16 protein-coding genes and 1 tRNA gene are annotated in these 24,149 nt (G+C 34.2%); 3 read left to right on the forward strand and 14 right to left on the reverse strand.

Going from position 1 to position 24,149, the window contains the following annotated elements; all coding sequences use genetic code 11:
* Positions 1-9: 9 nt before the first annotated feature.
* From LUU93_RS10445 to LUU93_RS10470, 6 genes are all read right to left on the reverse strand, one after another.
* Positions 10-873: a substrate import-associated zinc metallohydrolase lipoprotein gene (locus LUU93_RS10445; protein WP_232680951.1), complete on the reverse strand. Its 864-nt coding sequence runs from the start codon at positions 871-873 to the stop codon at positions 10-12.
* 15 nt (positions 874-888) lie between these two features.
* Entirely contained in the window at positions 889-2,364 is a 1,476-nt protein-coding gene (locus LUU93_RS10450; RefSeq protein ID WP_232680952.1) for a RagB/SusD family nutrient uptake outer membrane protein, read from the reverse strand.
* A gap of 13 nt (positions 2,365-2,377) precedes the next feature.
* Positions 2,378-6,043 (reverse strand): SusC/RagA family TonB-linked outer membrane protein, encoded by a 3,666-nt coding sequence (locus LUU93_RS10455; RefSeq protein WP_232680956.1) that lies wholly within the window; start codon positions 6,041-6,043, stop codon positions 2,378-2,380.
* Between the two features lie 199 nt (positions 6,044-6,242).
* The gene (locus LUU93_RS10460; protein ID WP_232680958.1) at positions 6,243-7,358 is read right to left on the reverse strand and encodes a FecR family protein; all 1,116 of its coding nucleotides are present in this window, start codon (positions 7,356-7,358) and stop codon (positions 6,243-6,245) included.
* A 69-nt stretch (positions 7,359-7,427) separates the two neighbouring features.
* Positions 7,428-8,045, reverse strand: coding sequence for an RNA polymerase sigma factor (locus LUU93_RS10465; RefSeq protein ID WP_232680960.1), 618 nt, complete (start codon positions 8,043-8,045; stop codon positions 7,428-7,430).
* 510 nt (positions 8,046-8,555) lie between these two features.
* A tRNA-Pro gene (locus LUU93_RS10470) sits at positions 8,556-8,630 on the reverse strand.
* A gap of 177 nt (positions 8,631-8,807) precedes the next feature.
* Here LUU93_RS10470 and trxB point away from each other — a divergent pair.
* On the forward strand, positions 8,808-9,755 hold the full coding sequence (gene trxB, locus LUU93_RS10475) for a thioredoxin-disulfide reductase (RefSeq protein ID WP_232680961.1): 948 nt from the start codon (positions 8,808-8,810) through the stop codon (positions 9,753-9,755).
* Positions 9,756-9,903: 148 nt separating this feature from the next.
* On the opposite strand, the gene LUU93_RS10480 is transcribed toward trxB, so the two are convergent.
* From LUU93_RS10480 to LUU93_RS10500, 5 genes are all read right to left on the reverse strand, one after another.
* Positions 9,904-10,737 (reverse strand): GIN domain-containing protein, encoded by an 834-nt coding sequence (locus tag LUU93_RS10480; protein ID WP_232680963.1) that lies wholly within the window; start codon positions 10,735-10,737, stop codon positions 9,904-9,906.
* A gap of 85 nt (positions 10,738-10,822) precedes the next feature.
* Positions 10,823-11,560, reverse strand: coding sequence for a head GIN domain-containing protein (locus LUU93_RS10485; protein ID WP_232680964.1), 738 nt, complete (start codon positions 11,558-11,560; stop codon positions 10,823-10,825).
* Positions 11,561-11,563: 3 nt separating this feature from the next.
* Positions 11,564-13,297, reverse strand: coding sequence for a PspC domain-containing protein (locus LUU93_RS10490; protein WP_232680967.1), 1,734 nt, complete (start codon positions 13,295-13,297; stop codon positions 11,564-11,566).
* A gap of 3 nt (positions 13,298-13,300) precedes the next feature.
* A complete protein-coding gene (locus LUU93_RS10495; protein ID WP_017498072.1) occupies positions 13,301-13,633 on the reverse strand; it encodes a PadR family transcriptional regulator in 333 nt (110 codons plus the stop codon).
* Positions 13,634-13,757: 124 nt separating this feature from the next.
* Entirely contained in the window at positions 13,758-14,216 is a 459-nt protein-coding gene (locus LUU93_RS10500; protein WP_232680969.1) for a DUF4870 domain-containing protein, read from the reverse strand.
* A 254-nt stretch (positions 14,217-14,470) separates the two neighbouring features.
* Here LUU93_RS10500 and LUU93_RS10505 point away from each other — a divergent pair, with 254 nt between their 5' ends.
* Together LUU93_RS10505 and LUU93_RS10510 are read left to right on the forward strand one after the other, a co-directional pair.
* A complete protein-coding gene (locus LUU93_RS10505) occupies positions 14,471-14,923 on the forward strand; it encodes a DUF4442 domain-containing protein (protein WP_232680970.1) in 453 nt (150 codons plus the stop codon).
* 350 nt (positions 14,924-15,273) lie between these two features.
* A complete protein-coding gene (locus tag LUU93_RS10510) occupies positions 15,274-18,669 on the forward strand; it encodes a trifunctional glycoside hydrolase family 18/polysaccharide deacetylase/glycosyltransferase family 2 protein (RefSeq protein ID WP_232680971.1) in 3,396 nt (1,131 codons plus the stop codon).
* Between the two features lie 178 nt (positions 18,670-18,847).
* On the opposite strand, the gene LUU93_RS10515 is transcribed toward LUU93_RS10510, so the two are convergent.
* The 3 genes from LUU93_RS10515 to LUU93_RS10525 form a co-directional block, all read right to left on the reverse strand.
* Complete coding sequence (locus tag LUU93_RS10515) at positions 18,848-19,006, reverse strand: hypothetical protein (RefSeq protein WP_232680973.1); 159 nt, start codon at positions 19,004-19,006, stop codon at positions 18,848-18,850.
* A gap of 130 nt (positions 19,007-19,136) precedes the next feature.
* The gene (locus LUU93_RS10520; protein WP_232680975.1) at positions 19,137-21,374 is read right to left on the reverse strand and encodes a multicopper oxidase family protein; all 2,238 of its coding nucleotides are present in this window, start codon (positions 21,372-21,374) and stop codon (positions 19,137-19,139) included.
* Between the two features lie 9 nt (positions 21,375-21,383).
* Positions 21,384-23,915: a heavy metal translocating P-type ATPase gene (locus tag LUU93_RS10525; protein ID WP_232680976.1), complete on the reverse strand. Its 2,532-nt coding sequence runs from the start codon at positions 23,913-23,915 to the stop codon at positions 21,384-21,386.
* Between the last annotated feature and the right edge of the window lie 234 nt (positions 23,916-24,149).

Here is a 24,149-nt window from a genome sequence, read left to right on the forward strand (position 1 = left end):
AAATTAGTTTTAATTTCCATTCAGTACAGCAGTAGTATTTTTTTGTGCTTCATCCCTTAAAGCATAAAAATCCACGCCGAATTCTTTTTCAAAATATTTGACAACAACAGCTTCTTTGGCCCTTATGGCTGCAACAGCGTCTTCATTTTGTATACCTGCCAAAATAGCCTCATATTCATCTTTAGAATTAATCAGCATAACAGAAGCCATTTCAGCAAAATCCTCATTAATATTCATTTTTGCATAAGCTGTAATAAACCCTTGTTCATTAGCATCCTTATCTGAGGTATCAAACCAGCTGGCCGTGTAACCGGATGGTGTTATTTTTGCCATAGATTTTTCATCGTATGGTTTATGCTGGTTCAAAATATGAATGTATTCATGCTGAATTGTATGAATAAATTCTTTTACGTTTTCCCTGTCCGTTTTATCTATTTTATCAGTTTCAAAAAGTATTATTCTTTGCCCGCTTTCTGCCAGCCCCAAAGTAGTAACTCCGTTTAAATCCAAACTTATTCCCCCAACCAATACAATTTCCCGGGGAGCAATTTTCTTTATAAAATCAGGACCGGCAATTGTTTGATAACTATCTAACCAGATTTTTTGTATAACTTCTAAAGCGGGCTGTACTTTATTTTCCTCCGGCGGGTACAGGTAAGTATTTAGGTCAACGTTATTCGGGTTCCATTTGTATTGGACATTTATATTATAAGGATTAAAATAATTAGTCGTAATCCACTCATCTAATGTTGACTGAGGAGGATTTGAGACATCTAAATCACTCCCTTCAGGCAGATCCTCATGTGTACATCCTGCAAAAGCAATTGCTGCTAATGCCAAAAATGTCATTGTATATTGTTTTACTATTTTCATTTGCTTGATGTTAAATTATCTTGGATTTTTTTCGATACCATTTGCTGATGCCTGAAGTGGTATTTGTAACGCCCTGCGATTGTCATTTTTAGTTAAAACATTTGATGGTCCATTGTATATTTCGTGTTTAACCTCTAAATTAAATCGTTTAATATCAAACCATCTGATGCCTTCATGTATAAAGTCTCTCCTGCGTAGTTCTGCTATTGCTTTTATGTATGAATTCTGCAGATCGGTTAAAGCATAAAAAGGAGTATATTCATTTTGAATTACAGGATATTTACTAACTATTAATTCATTTGTCAAAATATCGGCTGCCGGATCATAATCTGCCGTTCTTGTTCCGATAAAATATTGTAATGCTGCCCTTGCTTCATCTATTCTGTCTGTCATCACAAGTGCTTCTATTCCATTTAAATAAAATTCATCATTGCTCAATAATACTATTGCATCAAATCCGTCACCACCAGTTCCACTGGAATTTGTATATTTGAAATATTCACTAAATTTGGGTACGAATGATGTAACATAATTGTAAGTTGTACTTGTAATGAACCAGTCTTTATTAAAAATGTTTGTTGAGGAACTTAAGATTTCACCTTCTTTGGCTACTGTAAGCTGAAACCTGTTTTGATAAAAAGATCTTGAATACAAAGACAATACTGAGGCAATTAATAAATTTGTTTCCTGGCTCTGGTCAGCATAAATTTTGGAACGAGTATCATAATCAAGATTCAGATAAGAGCTGTAATCTCTTAGTTTTCCTTCCGGGTTAGCAGTTAATTCATTTGTAAGTTCAATGACTCTGTTCCAATTTCCTTTAATTAAGTAAAAGCGTGATGCAAAAGCTTTGGCAGCATCTTTATTAAAATGGAATTTTGGCTGATTGTATTCGTTTGTAACATATTTTAAGCCTTCTTCTATGTCATTTTCAAGATAATCAAAAACTTCACGCATAGAATTTCTTTTGTACTTTTTAATCAGCACATCTTCTGGCTCTGTTACATATGGTATTCCCAAATCGGTATCGGCAGTAGCAGGATCATAACGTTTAGACCAAAAAGAAACTAACATAAAATGTGCATAAGCCCTGGCCAGTAAAGCCTCACCTTTTTGCGGATTAAGACTTGCAGGACCGCCCAATTGCTTAATAGCTTCAAGTGCTTTATTTGCGCGTGCAATTGCATTATAACAGGCATTCCAATAATTGGCCTGGCTGTCTATGTCTGTTCTGTTGTTCATTTCCCAGTTGTAATTTTCTGTATTCAGAGGTACAAATAATCCTGGATCACCGCTGTCAAAAACATTGTCGGACATGGTTTCGGCAAACTCCATATAACATGCATCAGGGTAAGCATTAACCAATAATTCGGAAATTTTTTCAGGTGTGTCTATTTGTGTTCTGTTATCGGGTACTTCAGAAAGAAAATTATCACAACTGCTAATAGTTATAAGCAGTAATAATGCTGGTATAATTTTTAACTTTTTCATAAAAATTTATAGATTATAATGAAATATTTAGGGCAAATGTATATTGGGTTGTAACAGGTAATGCTACACCTCCCGTATTACGAAATTCAGGGTCCTGGCCGTTTAATCTTTTATCAGAATAAATTAATAATGGATTAATTGCTGATCCTTTTAATGTAAAAGTTGTTACTCTTAATTTTTCCTTCAAAGTTTTCGGGAATTCCCAGCTTAAGGATACATTTTTTAATCTGACAAAATCCCCATTTGCAATACGCACATCTGAGAAATTGTATGTGTTATAAGCAATTTCTAATGATTTGGACTGAGCATCATAATTATTAATCAAAGCTTTATCTGCTATTACGGGTACATTGGTTCTGTTTTCATCTCCGGGACTGATCCAGCGATTGGTAAAATCTTTTGTAAAAACAGTTAAGTCATTATATTCGCTTGAATAAACAGGATTTAAACGAACTTTATTTCCTCCAGATGCAACAACAAAAACGTATAATGACCAACTTTTGTAAGTAAACGTATTTGAAAGTCCAAAAGATTTATTAGGTTCTATAGATCCCTCGTATTTTAAATATTTAGTTACATTATCATTATCAAAAAAATTTGCACCGGCAACGTTATCCAATTGTCCGTCTTTCATTATAAAAGTTGGCAGACCCTGATTATTTAATCCGGTAAAATGATAAGAATACAGAGCGTTTCTTGGATGACCAATAGTATTTCCTCCTGATCCTTCGATTAGATCATAAGCTGCTGCCTGGCTCCCCAGTTTTGTAATTTTCTGATTATATATAGAAAAATTAATATTGGTTGACCATTTAAAATTGTTAGTAACTATATTTTTAGAGGCAAGACTAATCTCAAGACCTTTGGTTTTCATATCGGCATTATTGCCTTGTTTTATTTTTTGTCCGCCAATTCCTGATGTTATTACATAATCAACTAAATCATAAGCGTTACGGCTATATACATCTGTAGTTAATTGCACTCTGTTACTGAATGCACCAAGATCAAAACCTAAGTTGGTTTCAAATTGTTTTTCCCATGTTAAATTTGCATTTTGCAATTGGTCTATACTAATACCAGATTCCCTGTCATCAAGATTTAAACGGTTCGTGATATAACTTTTATAAATTGCTAATGAATTGGTAGCCGGTCCTGCCGTAGCGGTAAGTCCGTAAGAAGCTCTTAATGCTAAATTATTTATAGGTTCAACCTCTTTCATAAAATCCTCTTCCTTAATATTCCATTTTCCACTAAAAGTGTAGGTAGGAAGCCAGCGGGATGAAGTATTACTGCCTTGTCTGTTTGAACCATCATAGCGCCCGGTAACAGATGCTGTATAACGTCGATTGTAGGTATATCCTGCTTTTCCAAAAAAACCTGCCGTTCTTTCTCTTTCTTCATTAAATCCAAAATACGAATCTCCTTCGGTAATAGTTTTTTCTAATATTCTTGGATCTGTAAAACCTGTAAGGCCTTTATCGTATTGTAACCCATAGGCAGTAAAATTGTCACTGTTTCTATTTAGAGACCTTAACTCAGTACCAAACAATCCCTCAAATTCATGTTTCTCATTTAAAATACGTTTATAGTTTATACTATTTCTTATATAATAGGAAGTCAGGTCGTTTGTAAATTTTCTTAAGATTCCTCCGTTTGGCAGCGCTGAAACTTTTGGAGCTGTTAAATCATTTGGATTCTGATATAAAAATATATTTTCGTCTCTTACAATAGTTGTTTCTGCAGCATTATAAGCCCCTATTACATTTGAATTTTCAAGAATTTTATGCTCTCTGTCAGTGTTGGCATAACGGGCTGAACCGGTAAAATTATAAGTTAGGTAAGGATTAATTTTATAATCTAAATCCATTTGTAAACGAATGTCTTTTACCTGAATTTCCATGAAATTATTTGCAAGTTCATTTAAAATATTAATTGGCGCCCAATTACTTCTATAATATTCTAAATTTCCATTGTCATCATAAGGCCTTAGTGTTCTGTTTGTATTTAAGGTGTATTTAAAAGGGTTAATATCAAAATTTCTGGTTTTCGATCCAAAATCAATATCTTTTTCACTATCATAACTTCCAGGAGCACCCTGATTCCTTATAGAAGCCTGTGTGGTTAATGTAATATCTAATTTATCGTTAACATAAAAAGTACCTTTTAAGTTTGATGAAAGTTGTTTTACATGATCAGCAATACTCCATCCCGGATCATTATAAAAAGCTAATGAAGCGTACATAGCATTATTTTTATCTCCTCCCGAAAAACTCAAGGAATGATTTTGGGCAATCGAAGGTCTAAACAGTACTTTAAACCAATTGGTATTGGCTAATTCATATTTTCTTAAAAAAGCATTACGTCCAGCCCTGTCATTTTTTACTAAATAGCTGTCTGTTTCGGGAATATAAGTATTAATTCCTCTGGCTAAAATATTATAAACCCCTCCATAACGCCCCTGTGCAGTTGAAGGAAGATCTAAAAATCCTTTTGCTTCAACTTCTTTCAAAATACCCATTGTTTCTTTTGAATTCAAGATGTCATATTGACTATAATTAGGTACTGTTCTGGCCGTTTGATCTAATGAATATGTTATCTTCAAAGCAGAATCTTTTTTTCCCTGCTTTGTAGTTACAACCACAACCCCATTTAGGGATCTTGATCCATAAATAGAAGTTGCAGATGCATCTTTCAAAAATTCAATGCTCAGTATATCATTAGGATTGATTCCGGTAACAGAAGAGGTTAATAATGTTGCAGAATTTCCGGAGGCCAAATCAGATGCCGATACATTAATAATATCTTCCTGAACAATACCATCAATAACCCATAATGGTTTTGTGTCTCCAAAAATTGAAGAAGATCCGCGAATTGTAATTTTTGGAGCTGCACCAAAAGTTCCTGAAACATTCTGTACAATAACCCCTGCCGCTTTTCCTTCTATTGCCCTGCTTATATCAACAATTCCGTCTACTTTAAGTTCTTCATTGGGAATTTTACTAACAGCTCCTGTAAAAGTTCTTTTTGATGTTTTTTCATAACCTGTAATTATGACTTCTTTTAAGCTTTTTTCTACTTCATTTAAAACTATCGTCAGAAAAGTACTTTCTGCTTCAACTTCTTTGGTCTCCATTCCAACATAAGAAGCGATCAGATGGTGGCAGGTTATAGGTATTTTTATAGAAAAACTACCATCAAAATCAGTGACTACGATAGTATTAGTTCCTTTAGCCGTGATTGTTACCCCAGGCAGGGGTGCTCCATTTTGGTCTGTAACTTTTCCTTTAATAACAGGATCGGTATGACTCTCAAATTTTAGATTATTTTGCAAGATAATCTGATCGCTTATTTCTGTATAAGTTAGATTGAGTGGTTTCAGAATTCGGTTGAGAATACTTGACAATGTTTCCTGATGAGCCTGTATACTAATTTTTTGATTTAACTGAGGTAATCTTGAATTGTATGAAAATTTTACATGTGCAGACTTTTGAAGTTTAGATAAAACATTATCTAGACTTAAATTTTCAACAGCTATGGTGACTTTTGTATCTAATTTTCTTTGTCCATTTACATTGTTAGCCAGAGCTACACTTGAAAACACAAGTGACAAGACGAACTGAAATAGTGTTATTTTTCTTATTCGATAGAGTAATCGTTGTTTACCAACTGATTTTTTCATAATTTTGATTTGTTTTGATTAATACTGTTCAAGCGTATTTTTTAGAAACACAATAAAATGACTCTTTCCAGAGAGTTATTTTATTTTATCAAGTGTCGAAATGTTGCAACATTTCGACACTTTTTTTAATATAGTTTTGTCACATAGGCAAAAATTGAGTTTTATTAAAGTTTATATATTGAGTTTGATTGTATGTTGCTTAATAGCAGCCTTGTGAGGTTATTATAATTTGATTTCCATTCATTTCAAAATTGGTATCACTGCCAATACTTTTACAAATAATTTTAAGTTTTTCTGATAATGGCTCGTCACTTAATGAAGCTGTTAAATGACAATTTTTTAATTTATTCTTAGGAAAATCAATTTTGATCAGATATGCCTGTTCTATTGTTTTAAGAATTTGATTTACAGGAATATCAGTAAATTCAAAACTCAATTGTTCAATATTGCCAGCTTTACTTGCCAATGTTTTGTCTTCTGTGATATTAGTGATCTTATTGAAACTGAAATCACTTCTAAAAAAGCGCAGGGCTTCATTAGGAAGTAAAACAACCTCCTTTTTCAGGTCTGAATCTGCAGCCAATTCATTTGAACTTACCCTGACTTTGCCTGTACGAACAAGCACTTCAATATTTGGCCGGTCCGAGTAAGCCTTTACACGAAAACTTGTACCAACTACTTTTGTAATAATTTCGTTTGCGTAAACAAAAAAGGGTTTATGGGGATTTTTACTAATTTCGAAGAAGCCTTCACCGGATAAATAAACTTTCCTTTCGTTTCCTGTAAAGATTTTTGGATAACTTAATTTACTATTGGGTTCTAATATGACAGAACTGCCATCGGATAGGGTAATTACCTGAGGCTTGTTAGAATTATTTGTTTGCTCAACAAGTCCTTCTTTATTATCATTAACAAGTTCCTTATATGTAACTACAGTATGATTGGTTTGTGATTGATCTTTGTAAAACCAAATAGATAAAAAGGCAAAAAACATAGTAGCGGCAACTCCTGTTAACCAATATTTTTTTAAGTAGATGCTGGTATTGCTTTTAGCAGATTTATGGGTGTTTTCTGAATCTTCAATTTTAACCCATGTTAATTGTAATGCAGTTTTTAGTTCTGAAGAAGAAACAATAGCAGGTACTTTCATTGCCAGTAATAAAAGCCGGGCATCTTCAACTAATTTGGCACGTTGTTGATTTTCTAAAGTCCATTCTTCCCAGCCTTGTTCATCAACTTTGGACAAAATCCATGTTTGGAATGATTCATCAGATAAGAAATCTTCAATTTCGATATAATAATTACGTTTTTGCATCTATAAAATAAGGTTACAAAAACACAGAGGGCGGCTTTGTTATTAAATACTCACCAATTATATTTTTTTTTAAATAAATTTAAAAAGACCTGAAGACAGTAATGCAATAATCGGAAGATTTCCTTTCCATTCTTTGCGAAGTTTAAGTAATCCGCGATGCAAAAGATTATTTGCCGATTGATAATTAACGTCTAACATTTCTGCAATCTCTTCTACACCGAGCCCCTGATTATACCTTAAAAATAAAGCCTCTTTTTGACGTGGGGGTAAATCGTTTAATAATTTATTGAGATAGAAAACTCTTTCTGCTGTTATTTCATCATCAATAAGTTCTTTCTCAATCGAAAAATCAAAAAGAAATTCAATTGAAGCTGTAGTTGTAGTATTTCTTAAAAAATGATCCCGTTCGTACATACGTGCAATTCTCTTTCGTACACTTGACAATAAATAAGCCTTTACCACATTTGGCTCTTGCAGGGACTCACGATATAACCAAACATCTACAAATACGTCCTGAACACAATCCTGAACTCTTTCAGCAAAAGGAGAAAATGAGTTTCCATATTTAATTAAATCACCATAGTACTTTTCAAAAAGCAGAGAAAACGACTTTTCGTCACCCGCTTTAAGTTTATTCCAAAGTTTGTGGTCGTCATAGGTTTTAATTGTCAGAACCTGGGTCTTCATAAAAAATATTTTTTAGTAAAAATGTCATTAATGTATTTATAAGAATAAGAAGGGAGACTCTAAAAGTCCCAGATTTTAAAAGCAAACTAGTTTAACTATTCCTATTCAGTTTGTCATGCAATAAAAAATTTCATCTGCAAACCTCATTAAAACTTCGCCATACTATGGTATCCTTTTGTATCAAAAAGCTACCTCGCTTGTTAAATATTAACGGCAGCGGCTAAACCATAGGATTTGCACATATCGGCATCTTGTCTTGTGTGGAAACAATCTTTTGTATTCTGCGATTTTCCCGATTTTTAATCAAGAAGCTATAACCGTTCTGTTTTAGTTTAAAGCAAAAAAAGTCTTTCCAAGTAAATGAAAAGACTTTTGTCGGGGTGGCAGTCCCGAAAACTTTCGGGAGAAGCTGTGGTCTTCCCGATTTTTAATCGAGACGTGATAACCGTTCTATTTTATTTTAGTTTAAGGCAAAAAAAAAGTCTTTCCAAGTAAATGAAAAGACTTTTGTCGGGGTGGCAGGATTCGAACCTGCGGCCTCCTGCTCCCAAAGCAGGCGCGATAACCGGGCTACGCTACACCCCGAAGATGTATTTATTGTAATGCCCGTAAGCGGATGCAAATATAGTAATAAAATTTGTTTACGAAAGGAAAAAATGAAAATAAATAAAACTTATTTTGAGATAGCTATTTCAGATTTATTTTCGGTGTTATTTTTTATAATAAAGTTTACATTTGCATCACAAAAAAACAATACACATTATGTCAGATACAATCGAAAAAATTAAATGCCTTATTATAGGTTCTGGCCCTGCAGGTTATACTGCAGCAATTTATGCGGCCAGAGCAAACATGAATCCGGTTTTATATCAGGGTATGCAGCCTGGGGGTCAATTGACAACGACTAATGAAGTAGAAAATTTCCCTGGTTATGTTGATGGTGTTACAGGACCGGAAATGATGGTTCAGTTACAAGAACAAGCAAAACGTTTTGGAGCTGATATCCGTGATGGATGGGCTACAAAGGTTGATTTTTCTGGAGATATTCATAAAGTTTGGATTAACGATACAATCGAATTGCACTGTGAAACTGTTATTATTTCTACAGGTGCTACAGCTAAATATTTAGGATTACCATCAGAACAGCACTATTTAAATATGGGCGGCGGTGTTTCTGCCTGCGCTGTCTGCGACGGATTTTTCTACCGTAACCAAGAAGTTGTAATTGTTGGAGCAGGAGATTCTGCTTGTGAAGAGGCACATTACTTATCTAAACTTTGTAAAAAAGTAACGATGTTGGTAAGAAGCGAGAAATTCAGAGCTTCAAAAATTATGGAAGAACGCGTTCGTAAAACAGAAAATATCGAGATTTTAATGAATCACGATACTGTTGAAGTTCTTGGTGACAATAACGTTGTTCACGCTATTAAAGCATTAAATAAAACAACTGGTGAGACTATTGAAATTCCAGCAACAGGATTTTTCGTAGCAATTGGTCACAAACCAAACACAGATATTTTTAAAGATTACATCACTCTTGATGAAACTGGATATATCGTAAATACACCAGGAACTTCTAATACAAATGTAGCAGGTGTTTTCGTTGCCGGAGATGCTGCAGACCACGTTTACCGCCAGGCAATTACTGCCGCAGGTACGGGTTGTATGGCTGCACTTGATGCAGAGCGTTATTTAGCTTCAAAGGAGTAAGTTAAAAGTTTCAGGTTTCTTGTTTCAAGTTATTGGAGCGTAAAACTTAAAATAAAAAATCCCAATCTAAATTTTAGATTGGGATTTTTTTATAATTAACGTCCCTAATTTCAACCTGAAACCTGAAACAAAGAAAACCTGAAACAAATTATTTAATCTTCTTAATCAGTTTAGCTTCTTCAGAAAAGCGGGTTAATTCAATTTTTGGATTTCCAAATAAAGATAATTCTGCTTTATCCCCAACTGCAATAGAAACAGTTGTTTCGGCTAAAATGCTTCCAACAGAATTGTTTTCGGCAGTTACATTAGCATCTTTCAAAGTAAACTTTGTTCCGGTGAAAACCGAATTATTATCTAAACGAATAGTAGCTTTTTCGGCAATTCCTTCAATAGCTGCATTTGCTTTTTGGTACAAATCACATTTAAATTTAATAGCAGAAACCAGAGTTTTAATCGAAGCACTTTTGCTCAATTGCAAACTTCCGTCTTCAGCTTTTAAGTTTAATTCTGTTTTTGATTTGTCATCAGCAATTAAACTGAATTTTTTTGAATTAACATTCAGGTATAATTTAGAATAATCGACACTATTAAATGTAATATCGTCTAATTGAACTTCCTGAATGGCATAAATTTTTGCTTCATTTTTTGCAATTACTTTCGTTAATGAACTGGTGTAAGTAACTTTTACCGAAAGTTTTTTAAAAATAGTACTTTCTTTTGATGTATATAAACGAAGCGTTTTATCTCTTAAGTCCATTCCAATGATTTCATGAAGATTGTCATCGGCTTCAATTTTTATTTCGTTTTTTTCTCCTTTTTCAAGATAAACTTCTATATTATCATCGACTTCAAGGGCATCAAAACTTCCTGCTTCTTTAATTGAAGTAATTACAATTTTAGAACCTTTTATTTTTTCTCTTTTTTGAGCAAATGTTAATGTTGTAACCAAAAGCAATAGGAACAGGGCTGTATTTTTTTTCATTTATTTTAGATTTGATTTTGGCAAATATAAAAAAATCATCCACTTTAGATGAATGATTTCTTTTATATTTAACAGTTAAAAAATGTTAGCTCTGACTAACGCTTCCTCCGGAACTTGTCTCTTTATTGATCGTTTTTGGAACATTATTGTAGTTAATATTTCCACCGCTGCTTGCTTGGGCTTTCAGACTTAAAATAGGATGAACGCTTATCACTGACCCGCTTGAAACTTCGGCATCAACATCATTTGCTAATAATTTTCCGGCTTCGATTGAAGATCCGCTAGAAGCTGAAGTTTGCACTTTTAATGCTTTTCCTTTAATGTCAATTGAGCTTCCGCTGCTTGAATTACAAGAAATATTATCAGACTCTACATCTACATGCATCGATGCTGCACTTGACGTTTCCAACTCTATGTTTTCTCCCTGAAGAGCATTTTTACTTGAAACACTTGCGGCGCTCGATGCTTCTATTTTACCAATATGAGGCATTTTTACCGTTACTTTTTTCATGCTGACATTACGGAAAGAACTGAATTTACATTTAATTACCAAAGTTCCGTTTTCGACTTTTGTAATGATTTCTTTCTGAATATTATCATCAGCTTCAACTGTAATGTCTACCGAATCAGATTGCTGAATAACTAAATCTATTGCATTGCTCACTTCGATGTTTTTAAAATCTCCCTGAATAATTCTTTTTTCAGTTGTTACATTGCCGCTGCCTTCAATGGTGTTCAGGTTTAAGTTATTACATGAAGCAAACAATAGTGCAGTAATTGTGGCAATAATAAATTTCGTAATATGAATGATTATTTTTATCATGGCTTAGTTAATTTTAATTATAACTCCGTTTTTATCAGTGGTTAACTTTCCGTTAGTTTTTTTTCCGTTTAGGACCTCTTTTCCGTTTATTTTAATAGAAACTTCTTTTACAGTATCACTTTCAATATGATTTTCTTCATTATAATTTCCATCATTATCTTCATCGTCAATTTCTTCTGCAGGGCAGTTCAAACATTTAATTTTTGAACCTTCTACTTTATAATTGTAATTTCCGCTGAAGTGCAGGTTGAAGAAATCATCTTCAGAATCATCGTAATCTTGTATAGATGCATCTGGTTTAAATAATTGACCTTCTGGTAAATATAAGAATACATCTACTTCCTGACCTCTAAATTTATTTTTAACATCAGTCAGAAAATAATTATCCAAAATTAAACGATTTCCGTTAACCTGGTACTTAAAATTGATTTTTTCTGCTCTTTTTTTAGCATTAGTAAATGAATTTCCTCTTGCGCTTTTTTCTATCTGAATATAAGGAGAAGCTTCATCAGTACGTAAAACATGTAAACGAACATCTGTAGAGTAAATTAAATCATTACCTGCTGAATCCTGTACAAATTGAAAATCTCCATGACGATATAAATCTTTAGCGTAATAATCGTTGTATCTGAATTTTACATACAAAGTATCTTTTGGTGTAATGGCAATTGTTTTCTTTTCGACCACTTTATTATCTCGAGAGATTTCTGTAGCCTGTTTAATTCCAATACTAATTGCTATTGCAATAGCGATAATCCATACGGCAAGCAATGTATATTTAGTAATGTTTCCGATTGATTTTAGGTTTGGAGACAACAATTTAAATCCTAATAATGTTAAGAAGAAAAACGGAATCCCAACGGCAAAAAGCATTAATAAACCAAAAGACCAAAGTGGGTATTCTGTAAAGTTTCCGGCTTCAACAAAATTCTGCCAGGGAAAATCAACAAAAGCATTAGTTCCTAAAGTAAAAACCCCAATCAATAACATGATTAAAACGGCAATTCCTGACATGATTAAAATTATCCCTAAAAATTTAGCAAAGATTTTAAAAACCGTCATAACAAAGTCTCCAAATGAACTACTTATTCTCTCAGCTCCCGACTTTACCTGGTTTCCCATTTTGTCATAATCTGCATTTTTAAATTTTTCAGACAATGAATCTATTTCCTCACGAACTTTTTTTTCAATGTTCGAAATTGTAACCGGTTCTCCAGTCATTTCAAGTTTTTCAGAAGTTGTAACCGCCTCAGGAGTTACAATCCAAAGAACGAAATAAGCTAAAATCCCAGTTCCAAAACCTGCAAAAACAAATATTAAGAACACGATTTTAATCCATACAGCGTCAATTCCAAAATAGTGGGCCAGACCGGTTGCAACACCGCCAATCATACCATTTTCTTTGTCACGGTATAATTTTTTGTGACTTCTTCCGCTATAATTTTTAAAAGACTGATTCGATTTTTCTTCCTCGTCAATGATGTAATCTTCAGGTTGTCCCATTACTGCAATCACTTCGTCAACGTCTTTCAGTCCAACAACATGTTTCTCGCTTTTTTGTTTTTCTGTTAATAATTCAGAAACACGCATTTCGATATCTTTAATAATTTCATCTTGTCCAGATGAATTGTTAAGTGATCGTTTTATAGCGTCAAAATAGCGTGTTAATTTTAAATATGCATCTTCATCGATGTGAAAAAACATACCGCCTAAGTTAATATTTACTGTTTTGTTCATGACTTATTGATTTTGATTGGTGATTAGTTTTACAGCGTCAGACAATTCTGTCCAGGTACCGCTAAGTTCGTTTAAAAATGTCTGCCCTATTTCGGTTAATCCATAATATTTTCTTGGTGGTCCGGATGTCGATTCTTCCCATCGATAATTTAGTAAACCGTCGTTTTTCAATCTAGTTAAAAGAGGATAAACTGTTCCCTCTACAACTAGTAATTTTGCGTTTTTTAAAGTGTCTAATATTTCAGATGTATATGCGTCTTTTTCTTTTAATACTGATAAGATGCAAAACTCAAGAACACCTTTGCGCATCTGTGCTTTTGTGTTTTCAATGTTCATAATTTCATTTTGTTTTTTTTAGATTGAACAATTCGTTTTTTGATTGATGATAATTGATTGATGATTGATTGTTTTTTGTGCTATAACCTTTAATCTTTTTGTCACACTGAGCGAAATCGAAGTGTTACTTTATAAAAGGAATCGTTAGCGGATATTTGTATAATTCTCCGTTTGAAGCTTTTATAGAAGCATAAATCACTAAAAAGAATTCAACAAATTTTAAAAGTCCAAAAAGTACTACTGCCGTAGCGCCAATACTTAATAGGCCAATGTTTCCGTCAAAATTGAAATTTCTGATGTAGAAATCTTCATTGTCATTAAAAACAGCTTCGATTGGAAGGTTTTGTAAAAAAACCGTAACAAAAATCGGGATTGCGATTAAAGCCAGAATTAACGTGTAAAGCAATAAACTTAACTGAAAGTTCAAAGCTTGTTTTCCGTGATGATCTACAAACTCCGATTTGTCTTTATAGCTTGACCAAATGATGATTGGAAAAATATAATTTCCAAACGGAATAATGTATTGACTTAATGTACTTAAATGGGCAAATGCCGAAGTATTCTTTTCTGATGATTTTTCCATGATGAGTGGTGTTGATGATTGCATGATTAAAAGTATATAGTAATTTCTTATGCAAATATATATCTAAAAGACAGTATCTTGTTTTGCATAGTACCAAATATTAACAAAATATTAACAAAATCAAAGTGAATTTAAGAAATATAAATAACTGAAAATCACTGTAAAGTATTGATTTTACTGATAGTTTTATAAAGTAATATCAATTTATTGTGCATGCATAGTTTTTTTGTATTTTTACATAAAAAATATATCAAATGGCAATATCTGTATCTAAACTTAACAAATTTGTATTATTCAAATTACCGTCGGCATACTTTTGTGGCGTACGCGTAAAAGCAATCGACAAAGACAGATGTGTAGTAAGTGTAAAACACCGCTGGATCAATCAAAACCCTTTTAATTCAATGTATTTTGCAGTTCAGGCAATGGCTGCCGAGTTAACAACCGGAGCTTTGGTTATTTCTCAAATTCAGCAAAGCGGTAAAAAAATCTCAATGCTGGTTGCAAATAATAAAGGAAACTTCACAAAAAAAGCAACTGGAAGAATAACTTTTGTCTGCAATGACGGACATTTAATTGCTGAAGCCATTAAGCAGACCATTGCAACAGGCGAAGGGCAAACCTTCTGGATGAAATCTATTGGAACTAATGAAGAAGGCGTTCAGGTTTCTGAAATGGATTTTGAATGGAGCGTTAGATTGAAATAATTTTTCTAGTTTTTTTGCCACAGATTAAAAAGATTAAAAGGATTTCAGTTTGAAGAACTTTGACAAAGTTTATGTATAGAAAAAATCAGTGTTAATCCTTTTAATCTGCGGCAAAAACAAACATAAAGAAAGACCTCAGGCAATTGAGGTCTTTTTTATTTGTATTTATTTGTTAATCAGTACTTTTTGTTGTTTTGTTGAGTTTTTCTTTTGTAATTTTATTCTGTAATTCCCATTATAAAAATTCTGCATATTAATTTGATCTTCATTTAGTAATAATAGTTTTACATTCAAATTAAGCTGTAAAGTATGATAAATATTTATAGCATTTACCTAAAAAAGTAAAGTATATGGATGATAAAAAACAAATATTTCAGACGGTTACCCAAAAACGCTGGAGAACTTTTCAATGGTCAAGCCGGCTTATTTTGTTTCTTCTTATTTTAATGGTTCCAATTTTTTTCATCACTTTAAAAAGAGGATTAAAACCGCCTTTACCGCTTTTGGCTAACAGCAGCCGAGCCGGACATAGTTTAGAAAACCCTGTTACACCAAAAGATTTAAGTGATAAAGAACTCAAAAAGTTTAAAGGGTTTGATTATTTCTTAAGAGAAAAAACTAAAATAGATAAATTACGAAAACAACCAATCGCACCAAAAACAGCTGCTGAGGTTCGGGCTGCTTTTTATGTAGACTGGGATCCGCAGAGTTTATTTTCACTGCAAAAAAATATTGATAAACTCAATATGGTCGTTCCGGAATGGTTTTTTATTGATCCCAAAACAGATTTGCTGCGAACAGAAATTGATACGGCAGCATTGAAAGCAATGAAAAAAGGAAAAGTAAAAATCCTTCCGTTAATTAACAACATTAACGAATCTTTAGGTGAAGGAGAATTTGACGGCGATCTTATTCATCGCATTCTTCACGATACAAATAAAAGAGAAAGACTAATTAATGACATTGCAAAAGCATTAAAAAAATATGATTTACAGGGGATAAATATTGACTTTGAGGAATTTAAAGAAAACAGCGATGAACCCATAATCGCTTTTCAAAAAGCCTTATATGAAAAACTGCATCCGCTGGGTTATCTTGTTTCGCAGGATATTATGGCATCAGACGATGATTTTAACGTAAAAGCATTGGCACAATACAATGACTACATGTTTTTGATGGCTTATGATGAACATTATGCCAGCAGTGTTCCGGGAGATGTAAGCAGTCAAAAATGGATAGAACGCATAGTAGATAAAACTGCGCAGGAAATTCCGTCAGATAAAATTATTCTTTGTTTTGCTGGTTATGGTTACGACTGGCAGGAAAAACAAGAAGGAGAAACCATAACCTACGATCAGGCAATTGCCATTGCAAAACAGCATAATGCCGTGATAAAATTTGATAATAACAGTTATAGTAACTCTTTTAATTATACCGATGGTAATGGTAAAAAACATGTGGTTAATTTTGAAGATGCCGCCACTAATTTTAATACCATAAGGTTTAGTGACGAATATGGTTTGGGAGGAACTGCTTTGTGGCGTTTAGGAAGCGAAGATCAGCGTTTGTGGAGCTTTTATCAGCGCAGCTTAACAAACGAAAGCATCAATAAAAAGCCTCTTGACTTTAATGTAATGAAACGTGTCAATACACGAATAGAAAGTCCCGCTTATATTGGTGACGGCGAAATATTAAATGTTATTGCCGATCCAGCACCAGGAAAAATAGAACTGGAAATCGATAAAGATGATGATATTATTACAGAACAGAAATATGTAGAATTACCAACAAAATACGTAATCAGCAAATTTGGAAACGTAAACAAACAAGTTATTTTAACTTTTGATGACGGGCCGGATCCTGTTTATACCCCACAGATTTTAGATATTTTAAAAAGAGAAAAAGTACCGGCAGTATTTTTTGTGATTGGCATTCAGGGAGAAAATAATATTCCGCTGCTGCAAAGAATTTATAAAGAAGGCCACGAAATAGGAAATCATACTTTTACGCATCCAAATATTGCTTTGGTAAGTCCGGAAAGGGCTGCGAAAGAAATGGAAACGACCCGGTTATTAATCGAAGCCGTTACCGGAAAAAGTACCGTGCTTTTTAGAGCGCCTTATAATGCAGATGCTGAACCCACAACAGAAGCCGAACTGAAACCAATTGCCTTAAGCAAAGCACAAAATTATTATACCGTTGGAGAAAGTATCGACCCAAATGATTGGGAAAAAGGCGTCAGTGCCGATTCTGTCTATATTCGAACCATAAAACAATATGAAGCAAATCCCGATAAAGGAATTATCCTGCTTCACGATGCCGGAGGAAACAGAGAAGCTACAGTTGCTGCTCTGCCCCGAATTATTAAATATTTTAAAGACAGACATATTCAGTTTACAACTGTTGCTCATTTGCTTGGTAAAACCAAAGACGAAATCATGCCAAAAGCAGAAGGGCCTTTTATTACAGTCGATAATTTAATTTTTGATTTCGGATATTGGTTTGGACATTTTATTACGGCTACTTTTTGGGTTGCTATTTTTCTGGGTTTTTTCCGAATTGCATTAATGGCTGTTATGGCTTTTATAAAAAAGTGGAAAGATCACAAATATCCGCCTGTTTATAAGCCATCTAGTGAAGTTCTTCCAAAAGTGAGCATTATTGTTCCGGCTTATAATGAAGAAATAAATGCAGTAAAAACAATCGAAAATTTATTGGGTCAGGATTATCCTGATTTTGATATTGTTTTTGTAGATGATGGATCTAAAGACAAAACTTTCGCTATGATTAATGAAGCTTTTGCCAATAACCCGAAAGTAAAAGTTAATACCAAGCCTAACGGAGGAAAAGCATCTGCCTTAAACTACGGAATTAAATTAACCGAAAATGAATATGTTGTTTGTATAGATGCCGATACGCAGCTAAAAACCGATGCTATTTCGCAATTAATGAAAGGATTTACCATTCAGTTAGAAAATAATGAAGAAATTGGCGCCATTGCGGGAAATGTAAAAGTAGGAAACGAAAATACAATGCTTACCAAATGGCAGAGTATTGAATACACAACAGCACAAAATTTTGACCGCAGGGCTTTTGATTTAATAAACGGAATTACGGTTGTTCCCGGAGCAATTGGCGCTTTTAAGAAAGAAGCAATAGAAAAAGCAGGAGGTTTTACAACCGATACACTTGCTGAAGACTGCGATTTAACGATTCGGATTTTAAGAAACGATTATCGTATTATAAACTGCATTGAGGCCGTTGCGGTAACAGAAGCTCCAGAAAGTTTGAAAGAATTTATGAAACAGCGTTTTCGCTGGAGTTATGGCATTATACAGGCTTTCTGGAAAAACAGGGATGCGTGTTTTAACCCAAGATATAAAGGATTAGGAATGGTCGCTCTGCCAAACATTCTTCTTTTTCAAATCGTTTTGCCAATCTTTGCGCCTCTGGCAGATTTAGTTCTTATTTTGAGCTTAATCTGGAATTTCAATGATCCGGACAGTCTTCATAAAATATTGGTTTACTATATAGCTTTTATGCTTGTAGATATGCTGGTTAGTGTGGTTGCTTTTATTTTCGAAAAAGAAAGACTGACTAAATTAATATGGCTAATTCCGCAGCGATTTGTATACAGACAATTGATGTATGTAATTTTATTTAGAGCATTGCGAAGAGCAATAAAAGGCGAAAGTCAAAGCTGGGGAGTGCTGACCAGAACAGGAAATGTTGCAACGGTGAAATAGTTTTTTTAAGTTTTTTTGCCACAGATTAAAAGGATTAAAAAGATTTCTGAGTGAATAACTTTGACAAAGTTTGTTTAAAAAAAATCTGTGCTAATCTGTGAAATCTGTGGCGAAAAAAACACAACAAAAAAGGCCTCAAATATTTGAGACCTTTTAAATTCATCAATACATGTTGCGATTATTTTTTAGCGCAGCATGATTTTTTGTCTTTTTTGTCATCTGTTTTTTTACAGCAAGATTCTTTTTTAGCTTTTTCTTTCTTAGCAGGTGTAGTATCCTGAGCTTGTAATCCAATTGTAAATAAAGCGATGGCTAAAACAGTAAATAATTTTTGCATTTTTTGTGAAATTTAGTTGTTAGTAATTTTCGTTTTTTGATTGAAGATGTTGGTTCAAATATAATGCGATTTAGTTTTGGAAATTGTCAACGATAAGTTAATGCGTATCAAAACAATATTAAAATTATTGTTAATAATTCAAATTCACTCCAAAACCAATTCCCATATCGCTGTCATAATGTGTTGTAATTCCGAAATTTCGTCCCGCAATATATTTCAAACCAGCCATATATTCTTTATCCGTATTCCACATTAAATTCATTCGCAGACGTCTCGAAAGCGGAATATCCTTTCGTTCAAATTGAACTCTCACATTTCCGTCCGTATACATTTCAACCTGAGCTTTTACTAACATTGGTAATGTATATTCGGCACCGATGCTGAAAACCGAGCGATTGTCTTTCGTGTTTTTTTGTCCAAAAAGATTTTGTTCCTGTTCGTCCATTCCCATTTTTCGGTATCGCCAGTCAAAACCTATAAAAGGCATAAGCCATTGATTTTTCCCAATATATCGGCCAATATGCGTTTCCGTTTCATAACCGTGTTTGTCGTTATAACCAAGTCTCCATTCTGTTCCAATGCTCCAGCGCGTGTTGCTGTACATCGCTTCTCCGTCATTTCCATTTGAAGCAAAATCATTTTCAGCCATAAAGTGAAACATACGATCGTCCATTTTTAGCATTTTGTAAGCCATTTCAGGATGATGAATCAACGGATTCGGAGCCGAATTTTCATAACTAAAAATACGTCCCATTCCCGCCATCATATGATATAAAATATGGCAATGAAAAAACCAATCGCCATCCGCATTTGCTTGAAACTCGATAGTATCCGTTTCCATTGGCATAATATCAATCACATTTTTAAGCGGAGAGTAATCACCATGTTCATTAATGATTCTGAAATCATGTCCATGTAAATGCATTGGGTGACGCATCATCGATCCGTTGTACAATACGATTCGGACATTTTCTCCTTTTTTAATTAAGATTTTATCCGTTTCAGAAATGACTTTGTTGTCCAAACTCCAAACATAACGGTTCATATTTCCAGATAATGTAAAACGTAATTCTTTTACCGGAGCGTCTTTTGGCAATGTTGTTTTGGTTGGAGATTTCAGCATTCCGTAATTCAGTGTTACAATTTCAGAAGTTCCGATAGAATCATTAGACATTTCCATACCTCCCATATTATGCATCGAATGATCTTCAGTTTTTGCAGATTCCTCTTCGCCGGAAATTTCAGGATACATTACGGCATTCATGTCCATTTTGTTCAGCGACATATTCATACCCATATCATTCATTTCGCCGTTCATCTTCATCATATCGTTCATCATTTTCATCCCTTCAAAATACTTTAATTTGGGAAGATGAGAAACAGACTGTTTGGTTCCTTCGCCTAAAAATAAAGAAGCAGATCCGGTTCTGTCTTCGGCTGTAGCCAAAAAAGCAAAGGATTTTTTATCTTCAGGAATCGTAACCACGATATCATAAGTTTCAGAAACGGCAATAATCAAACGGTCGACTTCTACGGGCTCAACATCGTTTCCGTCACTCGCCACAACCGTTATTTTTCCACCGCCATATGTCAGCCAGAAATAACTTGATGCACCTCCGTTTGCAATTCGTAATCGAACTTTATCTCCGGCTTTATACTGCGAAAGCTGATCTTCATTTTTTCCGTTGATTAAAAACTTTTCATAATAAACATCACTCACATCCATGGCATTCATACGTTTCCATTCGTTAGTGACTTTTGTTGAAAACTGACCTTTTTTAATTGCTTCAGCATAACTTTGCGTTGTTCCTTTTTTTATGGCAAACCAATCGTTAGCATTATGAAGCATTCGCTGTACATTCTCCGGTTTAAGATCCGTCCATTCGCTTAAAATAACCGGAACAGTCGGCAAATCGTCAATCCCTTTTCTAAAGGTAGTATCGTCTTTCTTTTTATTGATAATGAAAAGTCCGTACAAACCAATTTGTTCCTGTAATCCTGAATGACTGTGATACCAATACGTTCCATTTTGAATAATAGGGAAAGTGTATTTGTGCGTTGTTCCAGGTTTTATAGGCATTTGCGTTAAATACGGAACACCGTCTTCTTTATTCGGAAGAAATAATCCGTGCCAATGCAGGGCAGTATCTTCATTTTTTAAATCGTTATGCACATAAATTTCTGCAATATCACCTTCCGTAAAAGTCAATGTCGGCATCGGAATTTGCCCGTTTACAGTTAGAGCCCGTTTTTCTTTTCCCGAAAAATTGACAATCGTGTCCCGAACGTGTAAATCATAACGAACTACTTTTTGGGCTTTTGCACTCAAAGCAATTAAAAAGACAATTAAAATAGTATGTAGTTTCATATTGATTTTTTAAAGGTTGAGATTTCGCAATCGTAAAGCGTTTGCAATTACCGAAACCGAACTTAAACTCATAGCCAATGCAGCTAACATCGGCGAAAGCAAAATCCCGAATCCCGGATATAAAATTCCTGCTGCAACTGGAACTCCCAAAACATTGTATATAAAAGCAAAAAACAGATTTTGCTTAATGTTTTTCATAACCGAAAAACTTAACTTTTTAGCTTTTACAATTCCGTTTAAATCTCCTTTTACAAGCGTTATTTTAGCACTTTCAATGGCAACATCCGTTCCGGTTCCCATTGCAATTCCAATATCAGCTTTTGCCAAAGCCGGAGCATCGTTGATTCCGTCGCCGGCCATCGCCACCACTTTTCCTTCAGCTTGCAAACGTTCAATTTCTCTCAGTTTCTCTTCAGGAAGACAATCCGCTTTGAAAGAACTTAAATGAAGCTGATCTGCCACCGCTTTGGCTGTGTTTTTATTGTCACCCGTAAGCATGATAACTTCAATACCCTGATCGATTAAATTTTTAATTGCTTTCGCACTGTTAGCTTTTATGGAATCTGTAATGGTTACGTAACCAGCAACAATATTGTTTATGGCGATGTATGAAACTGTTTTTCCAAGATTCTGCTCGGCTGTAATTTTGCTTTCAAAATTATCAGAAATCGAAGCTTTAATCTGTTCCATTAGTTTTTTATTTCCTAATGCAATTTTTGAATTATTAACGGTTCCTAAAACTCCTTTTCCGGCAACGGCCTCAAAATCCGGAACTTCAAGTAAGGATTGATTTTTTTCTTTCGCAAAATTAACAACGGCTTGCGCCAAAGGATGTTCGCTGTGCTGATTTAGTGAAGCAATGTTTTGCAATAAAATATCTTCGTTATTATCGATCGCATAAATTTTTTCGACAGTTGGTTTTCCTTCTGTAATTGTTCCCGTTTTATCGGTGATTAAAACATCAATTTTATTCATGTTTTCGAGTGCTTCGGCATTTTTGATTAAAATTCCATGTTGAGCGCCTTTTCCAACTCCCACCATAACCGACATTGGAGTCGCCAGTCCTAAAGCACAAGGACAAGCAATTATTAAAACCGCAATAGCATTTATTAATCCATAGATATAAGAAGGTTCAGGGCCAAATTTTGCCCAGATAATAAAAGTTAATATAGAAATGGCAACAACAGTTGGAACAAAATATTTTGCAACGCGGTCTGCCAGTTTTTGAATTGGCGCTCTCGAACGGCTTGCGTCATTTACCATTTGAATAATCTGCGAAAGTAAAGTTTCTGAACCTACTTTTTCGGCAGTCATAACAAATGATTTTGTTCCGTTTATAGTTCCCGAAATTACGTTATCGCCCGTTTTTTTATCAACCGGAATAGGTTCTCCGGTAATCATGGCTTCGTCAATACTGCTTTCTCCGGAAGTTATTTTTCCGTCAACCGGAATTTTTTCTCCTGGTTTTACTCGTAATAAATCCCCTTTTTTAATATCATGAATGGAGATTGTTCTATCAGTTCCGTTTTCAACCAAAGTAGCTTCGGTTGGCGCTAATTTTAGTAATTCTTTAATCGCACCGTTAGTTTGTCCGTGGGCTTTGGCTTCTAATAGCTGACCCAATAAAACCAGTGTTATAATAACCGTTGCAGCTTCAAAATAAAGATGAATAGTTCCGTGATGCGATTTAAATTCGGACGGGAAAAGATCCGGAAAGAACATTCCCGCAACGCTGAATAGAAACGCAACGCTGGTCCCAATTCCAATTAGAGTAAACATATTGAGATTCCAAGTAATAATTGATTTCCAGGCGCGTACAAAAAACATCCATCCGGCGTAGAACAGAACCGGAATTGAAAACAGAAACTGAACCCAGTTCCATTTTTCAATAGACATGATTTTAAAAAGAGGATTATCAGGAATCATTTCCGACATTGAAATAATGAAAATAGGAAGTGTGAACAACGTCGCAATTTTCATTTTCTTTAATAAGTCGGTATAGGTTTTATTTTCTTCAGAATCTGATGCCTGCATTGGCACTAAATCCATTCCGCAGATTGGACAGTCGCCCGGCTCATTAGAAATAACTTCCGGATGCATCGGGCAGGTAAATTGTGTTCCAATTGCTATTTGAGGGACCAAATCCATTCCGCAAACCGGACAGTCTCCGGGTTTGTTATAAGTTTTATCGCCTTCGCAATGCATTGGGCAGTAAAAAACTCCCGTTGCATTATGAGGAATTACCATTTTTTCTTTTTTATGAGAATGCGAAGTATGATCTTCTTTTTTATGACCTGAACAACATGATTTTACTGTAGATTCGGCTTTTTTAGGAGAATCCATTTCAATAGTATATTTTCCAGCAGCAGATAAAACTTCCTGAAATTTTTCTGTTGGAACATGTTTTTCCATTGTTATGGCTGCTACTGGCGGGTCTAACGTTACTTCGGCATGAATTCCTTCAACTTCATTTAGTGTTTTTTCGACTTTGGTACGGCAGCCATTACACGACATTCCTGAAATTATATATTGATGAGTCATTGTTTTTTCGTTTTTAAGGTATTACAATGCAAATTTCCGAAGTAAGATTTACAACGGTTTGTATAATTTTGAGAATGATTTGTAAGATTTACTAAAAGTTTTTTTTAACCGCAAAGATTCTGTGTTGATTTCCAAATTAAAATCTTAATTTTTATTAGTTTTGTTTTTTCAAGACAGTCTTTGAGCTAGTCTCTATAGCGTGTAAAGCCATTTGTGTTTTCACGCTATTTTTTG

Source organism: Flavobacterium soyae (assembly GCF_021245985.1).
Lineage (GTDB): Bacteria > Bacteroidota > Bacteroidia > Flavobacteriales > Flavobacteriaceae > Flavobacterium > Flavobacterium soyae.

What these genes read in the sequence shown, in the direction of transcription:
- LUU93_RS10465 (WP_232680960.1), bottom strand. Translation starts at nt 8,045, where the DNA reads ATGAAGACCCAGGTTCTGACAATTAAAACCTATGACGACCACAAACTT.
- LUU93_RS10460 (WP_232680958.1), bottom strand. Translation starts at nt 7,358, where the DNA reads ATGCAAAAACGTAATTATTATATCGAAATTGAAGATTTCTTATCTGAT.
- LUU93_RS10515 (WP_232680973.1), bottom strand. Translation starts at nt 19,006, where the DNA reads ATGCAAAAATTATTTACTGTTTTAGCCATCGCTTTATTTACAATTGGA.
- LUU93_RS10450 (WP_232680952.1), bottom strand. Translation starts at nt 2,364, where the DNA reads ATGAAAAAGTTAAAAATTATACCAGCATTATTACTGCTTATAACTATT.
- LUU93_RS10525 (WP_232680976.1), bottom strand. Translation starts at nt 23,915, where the DNA reads ATGACTCATCAATATATAATTTCAGGAATGTCGTGTAATGGCTGCCGT.
- trxB (WP_232680961.1), top strand. Translation starts at nt 8,808, where the DNA reads ATGTCAGATACAATCGAAAAAATTAAATGCCTTATTATAGGTTCTGGC.
- LUU93_RS10490 (WP_232680967.1), bottom strand. Translation starts at nt 13,297, where the DNA reads ATGAACAAAACAGTAAATATTAACTTAGGCGGTATGTTTTTTCACATC.
- LUU93_RS10520 (WP_232680975.1), bottom strand. Translation starts at nt 21,374, where the DNA reads ATGAAACTACATACTATTTTAATTGTCTTTTTAATTGCTTTGAGTGCA.
- LUU93_RS10500 (WP_232680969.1), bottom strand. Translation starts at nt 14,216, where the DNA reads ATGGAAAAATCATCAGAAAAGAATACTTCGGCATTTGCCCATTTAAGT.
- LUU93_RS10510 (WP_232680971.1), top strand. Translation starts at nt 15,274, where the DNA reads ATGGATGATAAAAAACAAATATTTCAGACGGTTACCCAAAAACGCTGG.
- LUU93_RS10505 (WP_232680970.1), top strand. Translation starts at nt 14,471, where the DNA reads ATGGCAATATCTGTATCTAAACTTAACAAATTTGTATTATTCAAATTA.
- LUU93_RS10480 (WP_232680963.1), bottom strand. Translation starts at nt 10,737, where the DNA reads ATGAAAAAAAATACAGCCCTGTTCCTATTGCTTTTGGTTACAACATTA.
- LUU93_RS10485 (WP_232680964.1), bottom strand. Translation starts at nt 11,560, where the DNA reads ATGATAAAAATAATCATTCATATTACGAAATTTATTATTGCCACAATT.
- LUU93_RS10495 (WP_017498072.1), bottom strand. Translation starts at nt 13,633, where the DNA reads ATGAACATTGAAAACACAAAAGCACAGATGCGCAAAGGTGTTCTTGAG.
- LUU93_RS10455 (WP_232680956.1), bottom strand. Translation starts at nt 6,043, where the DNA reads ATGAAAAAATCAGTTGGTAAACAACGATTACTCTATCGAATAAGAAAA.
- LUU93_RS10445 (WP_232680951.1), bottom strand. Translation starts at nt 873, where the DNA reads ATGAAAATAGTAAAACAATATACAATGACATTTTTGGCATTAGCAGCA.